This window comes from Buttiauxella cochleicola (assembly GCF_021283185.1).
In the GTDB taxonomy this organism is placed as follows: Bacteria; Pseudomonadota; Gammaproteobacteria; order Enterobacterales; family Enterobacteriaceae; genus Buttiauxella; species Buttiauxella massiliensis.
This window is the reverse complement of the sequence record NZ_JAJSOS010000002.1, coordinates 84,643-101,295: the sequence shown is the minus strand read 5'-3', so window position 1 is coordinate 101,295 and position 16,653 is coordinate 84,643. Positions and strand designations below refer to the sequence as shown.

At 49.8% G+C, this 16,653-nt stretch carries 11 protein-coding genes; 6 read left to right on the top strand and 5 right to left on the bottom strand.

The features are described 5' to 3' along the window. The first annotated feature begins 179 nt into the window (after window positions 1-179). Window positions 180-1,103 carry a dihydrodipicolinate synthase family protein gene (locus tag LVQ76_RS03400; protein WP_232920971.1) on the top strand — a complete coding sequence of 308 codons (924 nt, stop codon included), beginning with the start codon at window positions 180-182 and terminating at the stop codon, window positions 1,101-1,103. Between the two features lie 76 nt (window positions 1,104-1,179). On the opposite strand, the gene LVQ76_RS03395 is transcribed toward LVQ76_RS03400, so the two are convergent. After that, entirely contained in the window at window positions 1,180-1,893 is a 714-nt protein-coding gene (locus LVQ76_RS03395) for an exonuclease domain-containing protein (protein ID WP_232920970.1), read from the bottom strand. Window positions 1,894-1,895: 2 nt separating this feature from the next. After that, entirely contained in the window at window positions 1,896-3,761 is a 1,866-nt protein-coding gene (locus LVQ76_RS03390) for a putative nucleotidyltransferase substrate binding domain-containing protein (RefSeq protein WP_232863446.1), read from the bottom strand. A gap of 294 nt (window positions 3,762-4,055) precedes the next feature. Between LVQ76_RS03390 and LVQ76_RS03385 the strand changes: the two genes are divergently transcribed. From LVQ76_RS03385 to LVQ76_RS03365, 5 genes are all read left to right on the top strand, one after another. Continuing rightward, the gene (locus tag LVQ76_RS03385) at window positions 4,056-4,550 is read left to right on the top strand and encodes an SH3 domain-containing protein (protein WP_151995711.1); all 495 of its coding nucleotides are present in this window, start codon (window positions 4,056-4,058) and stop codon (window positions 4,548-4,550) included. Window positions 4,551-4,609: 59 nt separating this feature from the next. Further along, a complete protein-coding gene (locus LVQ76_RS03380; RefSeq protein WP_232903358.1) occupies window positions 4,610-5,560 on the top strand; it encodes a hypothetical protein in 951 nt (316 codons plus the stop codon). 40 nt (window positions 5,561-5,600) lie between these two features. Then, a complete protein-coding gene (locus LVQ76_RS03375; protein WP_232920969.1) occupies window positions 5,601-6,986 on the top strand; it encodes a serine/threonine protein kinase in 1,386 nt (461 codons plus the stop codon). Between the two features lie 136 nt (window positions 6,987-7,122). Beyond that, window positions 7,123-8,835 carry an alpha,alpha-trehalase gene (locus LVQ76_RS03370; RefSeq protein ID WP_232920968.1) on the top strand — a complete coding sequence of 571 codons (1,713 nt, stop codon included), beginning with the start codon at window positions 7,123-7,125 and terminating at the stop codon, window positions 8,833-8,835. Window positions 8,836-9,106: 271 nt separating this feature from the next. Beyond that, entirely contained in the window at window positions 9,107-11,284 is a 2,178-nt protein-coding gene (locus LVQ76_RS03365; protein WP_232920967.1) for a TonB-dependent siderophore receptor, read from the top strand. 82 nt (window positions 11,285-11,366) lie between these two features. Here LVQ76_RS03365 and LVQ76_RS03360 read toward each other — a convergent pair whose 3' ends face one another. The 3 genes from LVQ76_RS03360 to ebgA form a co-directional block, all read right to left on the bottom strand. Next, the gene (locus tag LVQ76_RS03360) at window positions 11,367-12,866 is read right to left on the bottom strand and encodes an amino acid permease (RefSeq protein ID WP_232903355.1); all 1,500 of its coding nucleotides are present in this window, start codon (window positions 12,864-12,866) and stop codon (window positions 11,367-11,369) included. 92 nt (window positions 12,867-12,958) lie between these two features. Further along, on the bottom strand, window positions 12,959-13,411 hold the full coding sequence (locus LVQ76_RS03355; protein WP_232863440.1) for a beta-galactosidase subunit beta: 453 nt from the start codon (window positions 13,409-13,411) through the stop codon (window positions 12,959-12,961). Between the two features lie 13 nt (window positions 13,412-13,424). Beyond that, entirely contained in the window at window positions 13,425-16,496 is a 3,072-nt protein-coding gene (gene ebgA / locus LVQ76_RS03350) for a beta-galactosidase subunit alpha (protein WP_232920966.1), read from the bottom strand. Between the last annotated feature and the right edge of the window lie 157 nt (window positions 16,497-16,653).

Here is a 16,653-nt window from a genome sequence, read left to right as displayed (position 1 = left end):
CCCCAGATGGTCGCAAACCCTTTCCCCGAACGATTAATGTACGTAATTAAAACAACAGTTCAGTAATGCGACATAATCGGCTTTCACAATCTCTCGTTCCGCTACAATTAATACCATTCACAGATTCAGCAATGAGCTTTTCACGGACAATAAACTCAAAAAACCTGCAGGAGTAGCTAATGAAGCAACCTCGTTTTAGTGGTGTTATCCCCCCGGTTCCTACATTGTTTGATGCGCATGGTGAATTCGATGGTGTCGCACAGGCAATGTTAATTGAACACCTGGTCTCATCACCTGTTAATGGCTTGTTCTTTCTCGGCAGCGCCGGAGAATTTGCCCATATGTCTGAAGCACAGCGGGCGCAGGTTGCAGAGTTTTGTATAAAGAAGGTTGCAGGTAGAAAGCCCGTTTTGATAGGGATTGCCCACTGTGGGACACAACAGACCATTGATGCCGGGCTTCATGCCCAAAAACTGGGTGCCAGTGGCGTGGTAGTGGTCAACCCGTGGTACAACCCGTTAAGTAATGCAAATCTGCTGAGTCATTACAAAGCCATCGCCAGCGCACTTGAGTTGCCGATTCTTCTGTATAACTTCCCCGCCATGACAGGCCAGGCTATCCCGGTGCCAGTTATTCGTGAGCTGGCGCTAAGCTGCCCGAATATTGTCGGGCTGAAAGATACCGTGGATACCTTGTCCCATATTCGTGAAAACATCCACGCGGTGAAACCGGACAGACCCGATTTTGCGATCTTCGCCGGTTATGATGAATACCTGCTGGGAACATTGATCCTCGGTGGTGATGGCTGCATCCCCGCCAGCGCGAACTTCGCCCCGCAACTGACCTGTGGGATCCTTGATGCATGGCGCAAACAAGATCTTTCACGGGCCATTGAATTACAACAATCGCTGTCCTGGATACCGCCGCTTTATAGTATGGACTTGCCGTTTTACAACGCAGTGAAATATGCCCTACGCCTGGTAGGCCTGAATATCCCGGTGTATTCATTGCCACCGGCCACGCCGTTAACGGAAGAGATGAAGGTTGAGATAGAAAATATTCTTAATCGTGCGGGAGTCATTAAAACTCAGGAAAATCGCTGAAGTAGCACTTATAGAATCGAGTCATCACGATACCAATTGCAAGCCAGGTAAAGCCTGGCTTCAGCTCAGATTTACTTTAATCGCATAGAAACGCATTCAACGGCAAGTCGTGGGCGTGCGAGCGCGCACGGATCTGGGCCAGTAGTACTTCTGCTGTCGCCACTGCGTCGCACAATGCATGATGCGCCGGATAATCAGGAAGATGGTAATCACGGCGAATACTCGATAGCCGCAAGTCGTTCTGCATGCGTCTTGCCGCTTGCTGATGACGTCGCTCAAGCTCCAGCGTATCAATCCACAGTAAGGGCAGCTCTTCCCGCCCGTAACGCGTAAACAGCCAGGCGTTAATAAACGCCCTCTCAACCATTCGGCCATGAACCACGGCCACTCGCCCCATCAGGCTCGCAAACAAAGCCTCCATGGCATCATCCAGGGCAACGCCGTCGCGCAGCATTTCCGGAGTGATGTGATTGATAATCGCGCTACGCGCATTCACCGGATTACCGGTGGAAATATAGTGGTGCTGCGCGCTCGCAAGCCCGATTTGCCCGTTTTCGGCAACCACACTACCAATCGATAAAATACAATCCGTAAAGGCATCAAGGCCGCTGGTTTCAAAATCAAACACCAACCAGGGAACATGAGTTACGGCCGCGTTGAAATCTGGTAGTGGGGCTTCTAATAGCTTTTTTAATGCATGACTCAGACCAGGCTCACGCAGCCACTGCTCGCGCTCGGTCTGCAAACGAGTTTCTCGTGAAGGCGGAAAAATACGCGATAGAAAACTCATTATTACCCCTTCACAAACAGCATGCGGGCCAGCTCTTGTTGGCGGGAAATAATCCGAAAGGCATCTTTCAGATGCTTGCGCTCAAAGCTGCCAAACTCACGCGGGTCAATCTGGTTATCGGGGGTAATTCCTTTACGCAGCTGCGACAACTGGTGGTTAAAACGCAGCCGGGTTAAAAAATGAAAAGCATCAATGATGTCTGTACACCCACCGGGTGACATCAATCCTTTATCGCGTGCGGCACGGAAACGCGCTTCGGTGCTGGTTTCACTGCACCCTGCTGCCAGCGCGTAAATCCGCGACAAGTCGATGATAAGCGTTAGCGCAAAGCGTTTGATGTTAAGTGTCTTACTGTCGTTGCCACTTTTTTCCAGCACCAGATTGTTAAAGATACCAAGCGGTGGCGAAGTATTGGCCGAATCACGGGTGAGTGAACGTAAGAAGCCAGGATGAGCGGCTATATCGTTCAGCAGCGATTGTTGAAATGCATCATGCAGCCAGGTGTTGCCGTAAAATGCGCGCGTTTCCAGAAATACGGTCGCATTCAATAGCTGCGTATATTCCGGATTAATGACCCATTTGCGAATACAGGCTTGCCATACCGATAGCGGCTGGCACCAACGGCTCTCCGAAGCCATAAAATGGCCAGTGCATAATGGATAGCCACACTCATCAAGCCCCAGGCAAACAAATCGGGCAAAGCGTAAAAACCACATTTGCTCTTCAATACCTGCACTGTCGGGCAAAATAATCGCGCTATCCTGGTCGGAATGGACATGAACTTCATTTCGGGCATGCGAGCCTGCAACTATCCATGCGAATTCACAAGGTGGCTCGCCAAACTCGCTAAGGGCAAGTTCAATTAACCTGCGCGTGAAGGCATCCATCAGCATCGACATCACCATTTCAACCACACCACTGCGTAAATTCCCCTCCACTAAAGCTTCGAATATTGCCTGGCGTTCAACTTTAAGAACGGCTAACTCAGCGACAGATTGGCAATGGTTAATGCGCTCGATCAGGAAAATGGCCTGCACGCGATGATGTTGCACCAGATCCGAAGCCGTCAGTAGGCCGACTGGTTTTTGGCAATCAACGACCGGCAAGCTACTGACACCGTGGCGCATCATCAGCGCCACCGCATGCATCACCAGATCACCCGATGACACAGTTATCGGTGCTGCAGTCATCACTTCTCTAACCGGGCGCGAGATATCAAAGCCTTCCGCCACTACGCGTCGCGTCATATCCCGGTCACTGATAATGCCAATAATTTCATCAGCATCCATTACCACTGCCGTTGAGCAGCGATCGACCCAGCGCATCTGCCTGGCCGTTTCTTGTATGGACGTTGTTGATTCAACAACAGAAATCGTGCTGCTCGCCAAGTCGCCAACCTTACGCACAAACATGCCTTTGTCTTCATCGCTCCAGACAATGTCCATCGCGCCATTCAGGCGTTCATGAGCGTTAATCGAAAAGTGTGTCGCGTATTGGGGATATTTTTGCAGCATCGATTTCAGCACGCTATGCGGGATTTGGTATAGCAGCGTGTTTTCGATAGCAGTGACGTTGTAACAATCTTCAGGATTACCCGGAATCCCTTCAAGGAAGGTGAAACCAAACAAGTCTTCTGGTCCCAGACGGGCACGTAGCACCCCATCACTCCAGCGTTGCTCAAGCGAACCGGTACGTACGATGTAGAGATAGCGCTCAACAGCCGCAATATCGAAAGGCAGCGTCTCGCCAACCGCCAGATAGCTAATGCTGATGGAGCGCGCGATTTCATTTTGCGCCTCCACCGGGAGCGTGTTAAGTGGCGAAACATGTGCAATAAAATCGCAGATATTAGGCAATAACGGTTCCATCGTCATACTCCGTCCTAAAATTAAAATGATGTTTTATAATATATGCTACTGCTAACCTGTAAGGATATAACATTCAACCCGTGAATCATCACTCTTGCCCCTGTTCTTGACCCACTTAACACTTAATGATGTCAATCAGTTACATCGCCATTGAATTGTGAATCAAGCGATGTAAAATTAAAGTTACTATGTATAAGCAGTGTGAATAATCCTTCAGATTCCTGGATTTCTTCTTCGCCATTTTTACCTCCTCCCGGCGACCAGGTTTGAATCATATTTTCAGGGAAAGTTACGATGAAATTGCGAAGCCTGTTGATCATTGCTGTTGTTGCCACTGTAGTAGGTTGTAAAGCACCGCCGCCAAAAATGACGGACGATACTATCGTGACTAGTGAAATCAATGGCGTCACCCTCACACACCGTTACGCTGTAGCCGCGCCACAAGAGTTCACCCCAGTTAACGCCAGTTATCGGGCTCTCTACCCGGGCTCTATTTTGAGCAAGCCGGATTTTGGTGGGAAAGTGATAAGTACCCTTGAAAACGGACAAAGTTATACCGTGCTTGGCGAGGTCGAGAACAAATGGCTCGCGATTGCAGAGCAAGATAAACAAGAAATGTTGGGCTATGTTCCTGCACGCGCTCTGGTCAAAAGTGAACTTTACGCCCAGACGCTAAAAAAAGATCGCCCACGTCCGCGTAAGGCTTCTAAGAAAACGACTTGTGTTGCCGTCGATGACGCCAGCAAAGCCTGTCAGAACGCTAATAGCGGCACCTGGATTATTGATTAATCAAAGGCGTTTTGTTTCACGGCCTTTTATTTAATATTGCTCGGTTAACAAGGATTTCTATGAAACTCTGGCTTTCGGGTCTGGCGCTGTTGCTGGCATCTACAACCGTATGGGCTGGGAACTATCGTATCGTTCAGTCTCCTTCGCAAAAGCTGGATGTCTGGATAGATGATGTGCAAAACAACACGCCACAGAGCTGGTGTGCTGCTGAACTCCCCTTACGAATCGTAGCCAATGGCGATAAAAATCCATCTGTGCTTAACGTTTTTATGCCGCGTCTTGGCACCTTGCTGGAAAGCCAGTGTAGTTCTGTTCAACTGGTGAGCTGGAAACTGGAAGATCCACAAGGCCAGACGCTTGCCGTCGGCACCGCGACCAAAAACAGTGATTGGGCAGTCATTGTTGCGCCAGTAGTTTCAGGTGAACCAAATGCACTACCCCATTCCGATGAGAACTCGCCGTTAGCTGACCGCACCCCATGGCAAGAGTTTACGTTGCAGGATGGCTGCCATTTGCGCACCTTCTGGCAAGGAGACGCCAACGCTTCGGCAATGTTTATCCCCAACGGGAAATGTGAAAACGGCGGTTGGCTAAATGGGCGTAGTGAAATCATTCAAAGCGGTATTCACGGCGAAAAACGCAATGAGATGACCTTCGTACATGGTTTCCCGGTCAGTGGACTGAGCGCCGATGCGGGTTCGGACAGCCTGCTTATCACAAGCTTGAACAATGAACGCATGGTCGTCAGTAATGAACACGCGCCACAGAGCTGGATGATTTTGCCCTATAACTCCGAGCTAAATGGCTGGCAAGCCACCGGAACCGTGGCTGTTGAAGTTCCACGTGAAATGACGGTTGATGAGGCAGGAATTCAGGCGCGTTTAAACCAAGTACGCAAAGTATGGTCGGCATGGCTTGCGCCAGATACACCTATTACCTTGCTGTTGATTGACTCCCTGCGTCCGCAATTGCGTGATCCGGCGGTGGGCGCATGGCGCGCCCAGAAATAACCTGTGAACATTCGTCGATTTCGTGCAGAGAAAGGCCATCATGACTGATAAAGATTACGAACAAGAACTTCCCGAAGCTCTGCCACCAGGTTTCCGTTTCGACGAGTTTGAAATTCAGCAAGTGACTGAGTCCACCAATACCAACGTGGTTTATAAAGCGTGGGATCATCAACTCGAACGACCGGTAACTATCAATGAGTTTATGCCACGTGCGCTGACCATTCGTAGCGATAATATGCAGCTGGTTTTGCGCAGTAAACAAGATAGCCAGGCGTTCAGCTCGGGCATGAATCGTTTTGTGCAGTCGGCTCGTCAGCTTGCGCAATTCAATCACCCTAACCTGCTTCAGGTTTTAAGCTTCTGGACGCAAAACGAAACCGCCTATGCGGCAACACGTTACTCCAGCGGCATGACGCTTGCCGAGCTGCATCAGCAACATCCCGAAATCATCAACGATGCCTGGTTACGCAGCATATTACCGATGCTGTGCGGGGCGCTGGCCACATTGCACGACGAAGGATTTATTCATCGTGATTTGTCCCTGCGTAGTATTCAGATTCAGGACAACGGAGCGCCGCTGCTACTTAATGCAGGTGCTCCACTGCGCGCCAATGCAGAAAACAGCGACGAGATTAAAACGCCGCTTAATCCTGGTTTTGCCCCGTTGGAACAGTACGCTGACGATCTCGAAAACCAACTAGGGCCGTGGACTGATATCTACGCACTCGGCGCCATTCTTTATACTTTGATAACAGGCACCTGCCCCCCAGCCAGTGTTACCCGCACAATTCAGGACCCTTGCGTTAAGCTCGCGAAGAATCGCCCTGAAGGCTATTCCCACAGTTTGTTGCAGGCCGTCGATCACGCCCTGGCGCTAAAACCTGAAGACCGCCCGCAATCTATTGCTGAATTTGCGGCCCTTGCCGAGATTCCGATGAGCGGCATCAATGGCCTCACATCGCTAAAACAACCAGGCACCATGTTGGTTGCTCTGGAAGATGCCGAGATTACCCCGCTGTCTCCGTTACGCAAACGCTACAAATTGCCACTACAGATAGCGGCCAGTTTGTTGGTCGGCGTGGCTGTAGGTGCGGTAATTTTTGGTGGCCATTTCTCGACAACGCCGACTTCCGAGACAGCGAAACTTGAGACACCCGCGGAACAAAAAGTCCAACCGGTGGCAACTCCAACTGCTCTACCCGCCACTGACGGCATGCTGGCGCGCGTTTATGTCCGCATGAATGAAGGTGAAGAGTTGGATGTGAATGGCAAAACAGAAAAAATCACACCTGGCGCTAATGGTTATGGTTTCCTGCAACTGCCTGCCGGGAAATACCAGATTACCCTGCGTGATAATAACCAGACGCGAAACATGACGTTGTCTGTGGAAAAAGCAGGAACATGGTTGATTAATCCGCAAGGGTAAGCGCCAGTGCCAGCGGTAAATTATCTGCTTTCCTTTAATATGCGACATGGCACCTGGTACTGCCCGCAAATTCGTCTAAGGTTTTCATAGGGTTGATCGCTAAAACTTCACGCGATCATGAAAAGGAGAACAATAGATGATAAATCCTGCTTTGCGCCGTCCTCGTAGTTTATTGCTTGCGATTCAAATAGCTATCGGTTGTGCGTTCGTCGCTTTTACCTTGCCCGCTTCGGCGGCTGACGAACAACAACCGCAGCCCCAGCCACCAGATGTGCTCCTTGGCCCGTTATTTACCGATGTCCAGACTGCAAAATTATTCCCTGACCAAAAGACATTTGCAGATGCGGTTCCTAATAACGATCCGTTAATGATCCTTGCGGACTACCGAATGCAGCGCAATCAATCTGGCTTCGATTTACGTCATTTTGTGAATGTGAACTTCACTTTGCCGCGCGAGGGTGAAAAATATGTTCCACCTGAAGGACAGACACTGCGTGAACATATCGATAGCCTGTGGCCGGTGCTAACGCGCACCACAGACAGCGTTGATAAATGGGACTCGTTGCTGCCGTTACCTAAGCCGTATGTCGTACCCGGCGGGCGTTTTCGCGAAGTCTATTATTGGGACAGCTATTTCACCATGCTCGGGCTTGCGGAAAGCGGTCACTGGGACAAAGTGCAGGATATGGTGGATAACTTTGCCCATGAAATTGATGCCTGGGGGCATATTCCCAATGGCAACCGCAGTTATTATCTGAGTCGTTCGCAACCACCGTTCTTTGCTTTTATGGTCAAACTGCTGGCCAGCCACAACGGTGATGAAACCTACACCACTTACCTGCCGCAATTGAAAAAAGAGTACGCCTACTGGATGCAGGGCAGCGATACGCTGCAACCGGGCTCTGAAAACCTGCGTGTGGTGAAACTTAAAGATGGTTCAGTCCTGAACCGCTATTGGGATGACAGAGATACGCCACGTACTGAATCTTATCTGGATGATGTGACTACAGCGAAAAACAACCCGAATCGCCCGGCAACAGAAATCTATCGTGATTTGCGTGCCGCTGCCGCCTCAGGTTGGGATTTCAGCTCTCGTTGGATGGATAACCCAGAACAACTTGGTTCGGTTCGCACCACCTCAATCGTGCCGGTGGATTTAAACGCCCTGTTATTCCAGATGGAAAAAACGCTGGCGCACGCCAGCACTGTGGCGAAAGACACCAGCGCAGCAGCGCAATACCAGCAACTGGCAGATGCTCGCCAGAAAGCTATGGAAGCGCATTTGTGGAATAGCAAACAGGGCTGGTATGCCGATTACGATCTCAAAACTAATGCTGTTCGTTCTCAGTTGACCGCCGCCGCACTGTTCCCGCTTTATGTACATGCTGCCTCGAAAGAGCATGCGGACAAAATGGCAACCATCACCCGTGCGCAACTGCTTAAAGCCGGTGGGCTTGCGACAACCAATCTGAAAACGGGCCAGCAGTGGGATGCACCAAATGGCTGGGCTCCGCTGCAATGGGTGGCCACCGAAGGGCTGCAGAACTATGGGCATAAAGATTTAGCCATGGAAGTCACCTGGCGCTTCCTCACCAATGTGCAGCATACCTACAACCGCGAGCAGAAACTGGTTGAAAAGTATGATGTATCCAGCACGGGCACAGGCGGTGGTGGCGGAGAATATCCTCTCCAGGATGGTTTTGGCTGGACCAACGGTGTGACGCTGAAAATGCTCGATTTGTTATGCGGTACAGAGAAGCCCTGCGATTCCACACCGGATAAATTGCCTTCAGCAACACCGGGTCCTGTGACTGAAACTATAAAACCTACGGCGGCCTCAACCCAGTAACGTCGTTCCAACGGCCTCATCCCCTCCTTCTCCTTCTCTCAAGGAGAAGGAGTAAAAACTCTCCCACTACCGTCTGCCTCCTGTAAAAACACCAATATTTTCATGGGTTTTAATTCTACACCTGCCAATATTTGCACTTGCTTACAATAACAATAACGATAATAATTCGCATTCCTATTCGTTATAAGATCGCCTGAATTTATACCAACCTCTCCGACACAGATCGGCTCTTCAGGTGATAACAAAAAGACCTTCTCGGGAAAATAACTAAATGAAACTGGCATTTACCGTAAAGCGCTCCGCTTTACTCTGCGCGCTTGCTCTTGCTGCTCCAACCTTCGCGATGGCGGAAGATACCGTTATTGTGACCGACACACTGACAGAAACCTCCACTAGCCCAACTCAGGGTTACAGCGCGACGGTCAGCCGTGGTGCCACCAAAACTGATGAGCCGTTAATCACTACTGGTCAGTCGGTGTCTGTCGTGACTCGTCAACAAATTGATGATCAGGGCGCATTATCTGTAAACAGCGCACTCAACTATACACCGGGCGCTTTCACTGGTTTTGCTGGTGGTGCAACGCGTTATGACACCGTCGCACTGCGCGGTTTCCACGGCGGTGATGTGAATAACATCTTCCTTGACGGCCTGCGCCTGATGAGTGACGGCGGCAGCTACAACGTGGTGCAGGTTGATCCATGGTTCCTTGAGCGTATTGACGTTATCAAAGGGCCTTCTTCAGCTCTTTACGGGCAAACCATTCCTGGCGGACTGGTGATGGAGACCTCAAAGCGCCCACAGTTCATTGAGGAAGGCCACGTCCGTGCCATGTACGGTAACAACAATACCACCGGCACTGCATTCGACTATACCAATGCGATTAACGATCAATGGGCCTGGCGCCTCATCGGTATGACAAAAAATACTGATACCCAGTATGAGAAAACGCGTGAAGAACGCTATGCCATCTCCCCGTCTGTGTTGTGGCAACCGAGCGAAAATACCTCATTGGTGATGCGTGCATACCTGGAAAAAGATCCCTCCGGTGGCTTCCACGGATCGGTTCCGGCTGATGGTAGTCTCTATTCGTCTACTGGCCGTAAACTCAGCACCGGTTTCTCTGATGTAGAACCGGGTAATGACGAATTCAAACGCCACCAGCAGATTTACAGTTACGAGTTCGCTCATAACTTTAATGACACTTGGGCATTCCGCTCCAACGCCAGCTATACCCACTCAAACGTGGGCCTCAAGCAGGCATACCAGATTGGTTGGGCAGATGCCGCGCACGACGAATTGACGCGTTATTACAGCGGTGAAACTTCATCACTCGACGCTTACGCCATCGATAACCAACTGGAAGCAGATTTCGCAACCGGCGAACTGGACCACAAAGTGGTGCTTGGTGGGGAATTCCATAAATACACCAATAACCTGTCTGACGATTCTGCTTATACCACCAACTTAAACCCATGGACTGGCGAGTCCGGTGGACCTGGCGGTTTCTACTATTACGATCCGCGTGACCCGACTTACTCCACTATCAACCAGGGTCTGTTGACCAAAGCAGGTAAGCGTCAGTACGAACAAACAGGCGTCTATTTACAAGATGATATGAAGTGGAATCAGTGGCATATGACGCTGTCTGGTCGTTACGACCATATGGTGACCAAAAGCCATATCGTGGCTGAAGCCATTGACAGTGATGTGACAGATAACCGCACCGATGATCATTTCAGCGGACGTGCCTCCCTGCTGTATGCGTTTAACAACGGGATTTCTCCTTACGTCAGTTACAGCCAGGCAATTACACCGCAGGTTCTGCCTGATGCTGAAGGCAAATTGCTGAAGCCGACCACTGCCGAGCAGTACGAAGCGGGTGTGAAATATCAGCCGGTTGGCACAGTAGATATGTATACCGTTGCGCTGTACGACCTGACGCAAAAAGATGTCGGTAATCGTGTGGTTCAGGGCAGCTACTTTGAGCCAGCAGGTAAAGTTCACTCGCAGGGCGTTGAGCTGGAAGCGCGTTCACAGTGGAATCAGCGTTTCTCAACCATCGCTGGATACACATACAACAAAGTACGCTTTAAGGATGCAATCGACGGTAACGACGGTAACACGCCGTATGTGACGCCTGACCAAATGGCAAGCTTGTGGGGAATGTTCAAAGCCGACTTAGGTATCAGTCTGGGCGCGGGCGTACGCTACATTGGCAAGCAATGGGCGGATAACGAAAATACCCTGCGTGTACCTTCTGTCACTCTGCTTGATGCGATGGTGCGTGCCGACATGGGCGCGTGGACGCCATCTTTGAAAGGGGCTTTCGTGCAAGTTAACGCCACTAACCTGACAGGCCGTGATTATGTTGCGGGCTGTTACGGTACCGGCTATTGCTACTGGGGTGCAGAGCGTTCTGTTATTGCAACCGTGGGATATGATTTTTAAGTTTTGTTAACGCCAGTGTCGGATGTCGCTTCGCTAATCCGACCTGTGAAACATAGATACGGCCCCGTTTGGGGCCGTTTTTCTATGGTTGGCGAGTTATCGCTACCTCACCTGCGAGCGGTGAAGCTGGCTTTCCCTGCTGTTGTTCCAGCGCAATTTGTGCAAGCGGTGTATCCGCTTCGTACCGCGCTCTGGCATCCAGCCCTTTCTCATATTTGTTGTATTTCCACCAGGCGTAGCCCAGGAAGATAACCAACCCACCGACGTTATAAAACACGATTGTCATAATGCTGGCGCCAGTCGGGAATGTGGAGGCGATAAACCCGACGGTGAAAATGACGATCAACACGCTCACAATGGTGATCCCCTGCATGCGTGTGCCCATACGGAAATCACGATTGACCTCATCGTATTTCATACGCAGGTTCAGATAGGCAAGCATGATAAACAGCGGCGGTAACATTGAAGCAGCAGCGGTCATGTTAATAAGCGTGTTCATCAACTCCTGTACGCTACCCGAACCCACGGTTGGGATAAGCATCAATGGGATAACAATCAGGAACTGAATCCACGCTGCACGAGTCGGTACACCATGCTGGTTAAGACGCACGGTTTTCTCACCAAAAATACCTTTTGGAATTTCGGTGAAGAAGATTTTCACCGGAGCAGCAGTCCACATCAGCAGTGAGCCAAACATCGCAGTAAAGGAGACAATCCCGACAAAGCGGTTCATCAGCGACGTTGGCAAGCCAAAGTGATTCGCCAGCCCTTCAAATACCTGCACCGTACCGCCGGTGTAGTGCAAATCGGCTTTATGAACAAAGACGTTAATCAGCAGTGAGGAGACGGTATACAGGCCACCGATGAATAAACCAGACAAAATGATCACTTTAACAAAGGCTTTGCTGCCGCCTTTTACGTCATTGACGTATACCGCAACCGACTCAGCACCACCCGCGGCCTGGAAAATCCACGCGATAATCCCGAGGAATGCCCAGCTAAACTGCGGTGTAATCGCCTGCACGTTGATTGGGTCAGCCGGTTCGACGCCGCCAATCACGGCAGCCCCTGCAAGAATGATGTAGGAGAAGGTAAGTAATAGCATCAGTGTGGAGGTGACTGAGGTCATCGGCCCCAACAGTTTTGCCCCGTGGTTTGAAATCCATGTGGAGAAAGCAAACAGGCAAATGCTGATTATTGCCGTCGTTAACGGCGTGAAAATGTAGTCATAGCCAAGGAACGCATACGAGGCGTAGGCAATAACTCGCGGTAGTAACGAGGTAAAGAAAAACAGGTTAACAAACCAGTAGGTGTAGGCGGTGATAAATGCCCAGCGGCCACCTAACGCACTCTTCACCCAGGCATAAACTCCCGCTTCGGAATTACGGTTCAGCGAGACGAATTCCGCGATGATTAAACAGAATGGAATAAAATAAATTAGTGTCGCCACCAGGAAAACCGGTGCCGATGCGATACCTAACTGAATATTGTTATTAATGACGTTATTGAAGCTAAACACCGCCGCAAATGTCATCGCTAATAACCCGAACTTGCCAATAGTATTTCTGTTTGTTGAAGCCATACGAACTCCACACTGTAGGGTAAATTTTAATGATTTTTTTCGTAGGTCGGATGGCGCTTTAGCCATCCGACACCAGTCAGGCGTTTAACACCCTATTTATTTAGAAAATACGTTTCTTCAATGGTGACTTTTAAAATCACTTTTTTGACGTCTTTCCCCTGCGAGAACCGGTGTGCTTCGTGGTTTTCGCAGATGATGACGTTTCCGGCTTTAAGTTGATGTTTAACACCCTGCCCGCGCAAAAACTCACGGTCAGTTTCATCGCTGTAAGCAATTTCTGGGGTTAACTCGTTTTTCGCTGCAACCTCAACGGTTTCTTGTCCCGCAAGGTAATAATGAACATCGAAATAACGGCGATTCCCTTCAAATAAATCCATGTTATTTATTGGGCCTTCTGCAAGGCGATAAACCAGGGAATCACCAATTGAATAAAAAATATTAGGCTGAATATTTTCGAGGTTATTAATAGCTTCGATACAACGCTGCCATTTTTTCCCCGCACGATAAATCTGCTTAAAATCTTCTAAGGTATTTAAAATAATCATTACGTTTGCCCTATCAAGAAAGTGCGCGGTTGGTTTGCGGTTGGAAATCGTATTTCGCGAGATCAACCGTCTCCTCCTGCGCTTTACTGAACGGCACCATAGTGAAACCGTAGTGGAATGGTTTGAGGTAAACGCGGAATGAATCCAGCACTTCGGAACCCCATGAGTTGGAGCCAAGTCCGAGGATTTGATCATCGAGGTTTAATGTCAGGTAATCGCCCTTTTCCAGCTCATTAATGTGCTGCGCCTGTTGCAACATTTCTGCGCTATATGGCCATAGGCTGAAGTTAATCGGCTTAGAGGGCTGGATGAAAATACCGTTACCCTTTTCATCTTCAACGCTCAACCAACGCACATCCTGGCGGTTGCCGTTATCCTGTGGGAACGGGTAGTTTTCAAACAGGCTTTCTACCGGCTGGCGGTAATGGCCAATCAGATTGCTTTGGCAGCTGTCAGCGTAGCTTTCACCTGGCCCACGGCCATAATATTCCACCTGTTTAAAGCGAGTGCTGATGCCGAAATCGAGGCCGATTTTTGGAACAATGGCCTGATAATTTCCATATGGAGTACCTGATAAATCCAGGCTGACATGGCCTGCGGGAGTTATGCGCCACTGATAAGTACAGCGCATCCCGAAATCAAACACTGGTGGTGCAATCGTACTGGTAATCTCAACGACAATATCTTCACCTTGCGACAAATGACGCATGGTGCGGAAATTATGCTGCATCAGGTGCACGTGATACGGCTGCCACAAACCTTCAAATTCCTGTTTGTGGTTATCGATAGTCGGTTTAAAGAAGGTCAGATGCGGCGCACGCCCAACAATCTCTTCACCGTCTACCAACCATGAAACCAGCTCACCACTCAGGCGACAGAAAGTCAGAGCAAATTGATTACCGCTGATAACCAGGCTGTTTTGCTGCGTTTCACAGCGTAATGCGCTGTGCTGATTGAGTGGCAATAGCTCGCGAGAAACCGCCTGCTGGCGCAAGATCTGGAACTGACCAAGCGAGTGCATCGCATCACTCCAGCTTGTCGTACTGCGCTTAACAATTTCAACATTGATAAACACTTCACCTGCTGGCAACTCAGGTGCAGTCAGTTGCAGCTCTTCGGCTTCACCTGGCAGCAAATGCGGCAGTGACAATGTTTGCTGTGCGATGGTTTTACCATCAACCTGATATGCGACCTTGAACTCGATGTCACCAAGTGTGCTGAACCAGTAACGGTTCTCCACCAGCAACACATCATCCTGCTGCGTCTGGCGAATATTGACCGGGCAAAGCACCTGCTTGTACTCACGCAAGCCTGGGCCTGGACGTTGATCCGGATAGATAAGCCCATCCATGCAGAAGTTATAGTTGTTTGGGTAGTCGCCGTAATCACCGCCGTACTGATAGCGCTCACGCCCCTGCTCGTCATGCACCAGCAGCCCATGGTCGCACCACTCCCAGACGTAATGCCCTTGCAAACTGTTATGCTGATTAAATACAGCCTGGTATTGCGCTAACCCGCCTGGCCCGTTGCCCATTGCGTGGGCGTATTCGCAGATAATGCGTGGTTTCGGATGAGGGTATTCACCAAAGGCATTCATCATTGAGACGCGGGAATACATTGTGCTAATCACGTCCACGACTTCGGCGTCACGATCTTCTTCGTAATGCACCAGACGAGTGGGATCAAGTTGCTTACAGCGTGCAGCCATCGCACGTATATTGCAGCCGTAGCCTGACTCGTTACCCAGGGACCAGATGATGATAGAAGGATGGTTTTTCTGTGCCAGAACGTGGCGTTCTATACGCTCGACGTAGGCTTGTTCCCACGTTGGATCGTCGGTAATGCGGCTAATATTGCCAACGTTTGCAAAACCGTGACTCTCGACATCAGTTTCTGCCATCACAAACAGGCCATACTGGTCGCACAATGCATAGAAACGCGGGTCGTTCGGGTAATGGGCTGTGCGTACTGAGTTGATGTTGTGTTGTTTCATCAGGATGATGTCACGCTCAACTCGCGCCATATCGACTGCACGACCTTTCAGGCAATCGTGATCGTGGCGGTTCACACCATGCAATTTCAGGTAGCGACCATTAACGTAAAATAGGCCGTCGCGCACTTTGATGTCGCGGAACCCGACTTGCTGCGGCACCACTTCGATGATTTCGCCGTGGTTATTGCGCAGCGTCAGCAGCAGTAAATAAAGATTGGGGTGCTCAGCATTCCACTGCTTCGGTTGTTTTACCGGTATCAGGAACTGACAGGTGGCACTGTCCTGTACGCTAAGTGCATCAAGGCTTTGTTCAGCGATACATTTTTCACCATCAAACAATTGTGCATGCAGCTGTAAACCCGTGAGAGGTGTGGCCGATATATTGTTTACATCGCACGATACCTGGAGCTCAGCATCACAGTAATTTTCATCAAATTCCGTCACCACGGTTAAGTCATGGACGTGAACTTGCGGCTGACCAATAAGATAAACATCACGGAAAATACCGGCCATCCACCACATATCCTGATCTTCGATATAGGTGGAGTCAGCCCATTGCATCACCCGCACGCTCAGCAAGTTTTCCCCGGCCTTCACATACGGGCTGAGATCAAACTCGGCGCTCAGACGGCTGCCTTTGCTAAAACCTACATAGTGGCCATTTACATAAACTTCAAAGTAGGTTTCTACGCCGTCGAATTTAATAATGACCTGGCGTTGTAACCAGTCTGACGGTAGCGAAAACTGGCGCTGATAGGCTCCGGTTGGGTTGTTGGTGGGAACAAAAGGCACATCGATAGGGAATGGGTAACCTTCATCGGTATATTGCAGTTTACCGTGGCCTTCCATTTGCCACATTCCCGGAACAGTAATTTCACCCCATTCAGCCATAGGCTGGTGGTAAAACTCAGTTGGTACTTTTTGCGGATGGTCGAAATAGTTAAACGCCCATTTCCCGCTTAGCAACAAAAAGCCCAGGCTTTGCTCGCGGTTTAGCTCTTTTGCCTTTTCAACACTGTCATAACCGTGGAACCAGGCGCGCGGTGGCAGTCGGTTCTCAGATTGTTTTTCTATGTTTTCCCAATTGTTCACGCCAACATCCTCATTACGTGGGTATGGGCAAACAATAGTAAATATTTAGTAAAACTAAAAATTAAAGTTTACTAAATGCCGTGGCGATCACAATAAATCAACACGCGGTATAAAACAAAAAGCCCTGCTGGTGTAAGAAACCAGCAGGGCTTATGAG

Excerpts from the sequence above, each read along its gene's own strand:
- LVQ76_RS03400 (WP_232920971.1), top strand. The coding sequence starts at position 180 with ATGAAGCAACCTCGTTTTAGTGGTGTTATCCCCCCGGTTCCTACATTG.
- LVQ76_RS03395 (WP_232920970.1), bottom strand. The coding sequence starts at position 1,893 with ATGAGTTTTCTATCGCGTATTTTTCCGCCTTCACGAGAAACTCGTTTG.
- LVQ76_RS03390 (WP_232863446.1), bottom strand. The coding sequence starts at position 3,761 with ATGGAACCGTTATTGCCTAATATCTGCGATTTTATTGCACATGTTTCG.
- LVQ76_RS03385 (WP_151995711.1), top strand. The coding sequence starts at position 4,056 with ATGAAATTGCGAAGCCTGTTGATCATTGCTGTTGTTGCCACTGTAGTA.
- LVQ76_RS03380 (WP_232903358.1), top strand. The coding sequence starts at position 4,610 with ATGAAACTCTGGCTTTCGGGTCTGGCGCTGTTGCTGGCATCTACAACC.
- LVQ76_RS03375 (WP_232920969.1), top strand. The coding sequence starts at position 5,601 with ATGACTGATAAAGATTACGAACAAGAACTTCCCGAAGCTCTGCCACCA.
- LVQ76_RS03370 (WP_232920968.1), top strand. The coding sequence starts at position 7,123 with ATGATAAATCCTGCTTTGCGCCGTCCTCGTAGTTTATTGCTTGCGATT.
- LVQ76_RS03365 (WP_232920967.1), top strand. The coding sequence starts at position 9,107 with ATGAAACTGGCATTTACCGTAAAGCGCTCCGCTTTACTCTGCGCGCTT.
- LVQ76_RS03360 (WP_232903355.1), bottom strand. The coding sequence starts at position 12,866 with ATGGCTTCAACAAACAGAAATACTATTGGCAAGTTCGGGTTATTAGCG.
- LVQ76_RS03355 (WP_232863440.1), bottom strand. The coding sequence starts at position 13,411 with ATGATTATTTTAAATACCTTAGAAGATTTTAAGCAGATTTATCGTGCG.